This is a genomic window from Okeania sp. SIO2B3, from assembly GCF_010672525.1.
Lineage (GTDB): Bacteria > Cyanobacteriota > Cyanobacteriia > Cyanobacteriales > Microcoleaceae > Okeania.
Genome location: NZ_JAAHGH010000243.1, coordinates 1 through 1,159 on the forward strand (window position 1 = coordinate 1; position 1,159 = coordinate 1,159).

General features: G+C 41.8%; 1 protein-coding gene. It reads left to right on the forward strand.

Annotated features, from left to right (window positions below; all coding sequences use genetic code 11):
- A partial coding sequence (locus F6K15_RS37950) for a transposase (protein ID WP_363269584.1) occupies positions 1-1,135 on the forward strand: 1,135 nt, incomplete at its 5' end.
- Positions 1,136-1,159: the final 24 nt, after the last annotated feature.

The window sequence follows — 1,159 nt, forward strand, 5'->3', positions numbered from 1 at the left end:
GACCCGGAAGTTGACACCAAACAGTGTCAGGAAGCTCAGGGTATTTCCATCTGATGGACTGCACAAAGTCTGGAAGCGTTGGTTGAGTGCTTACCGTTGGATATATAACTGGACGATTGCCCAACTCAGAGACGGTAGCAAAGCAAGTGCTTACGATTTGCAAAAGTTAGCTCGCGATGCCGAAGGTCCAGATTGGGTTAAAGAGTTGCCTGGACATCAATTACAAGAAGCGGTCGCTGATGCTGTAGATGCTCACAAACAAGCTATGGCTAATGGTGGTATAGCAAAGTTTAAATCTTGCCGTCAACCGTCTCAACTCATCAAGTTCAAAGTTGGTAACTACAAGAAAAATCACTGGTATCCTACCAAGGTAAAGGGATTGACCTATCGCTCACCAGAAGGCTTTCCTGCTGAATCTAGTTATGGGACTCAGTTGGTTTTTGACCGTGGAAAATGGTATGGCATTTTCCCGGAGTATAAACAACCAATCCCCACAGATAACTCAAAAGTTATTGCTCTCGATCCTGGGGTGCGTACTTTTTTGACGGGATATGATGGGGAAAAAATTGTGGAATTTGGGAATGGAGATATGGGAAAAATTCAAAGGTTGTGTTCCCATTTAGATAATTTAATGAGTCGCATTGACTTAAGCGTGGCTAAACGTCAACGACGAGCAATGCGTAAAGCAAGTTATCGCATTAGGGAAAAAATTCAAAGCTTAGTTAAGGATTTGCACAATAAAGTAGCACAATTTCTTGTCAACCACTACAAAATCATCTTTCTACCGACATTTGCTACTTCAGAAATGGTAGTCAAGTCTAGTCGAAAACTGAATAAACGCACGGCTCGAAATATGCTCTCATGGAGTCATTATAAATTTCAGCAGCATTTAATTCAGATGGCTGATAGACATAATGTTTTAGTAGTATTGTGCAATGAATCCTACACTTCAAAAACTTGCCCTGAATGCGGTCATGTTCACAAGCAACTAGGTGGAAATAAACGGTTTCATTGCCCGAAATGTGGCTATAGTGCCCATAGGGATTGGAACGGCGCTCGTAATATTATGTTGCGAGCTTTGCAGGCAACAGCCATCACTTTAACTGGTGATGCTATACAGATTCAAGGTAAATAGCTTTGAGTAGGTTAAATGTTGCAC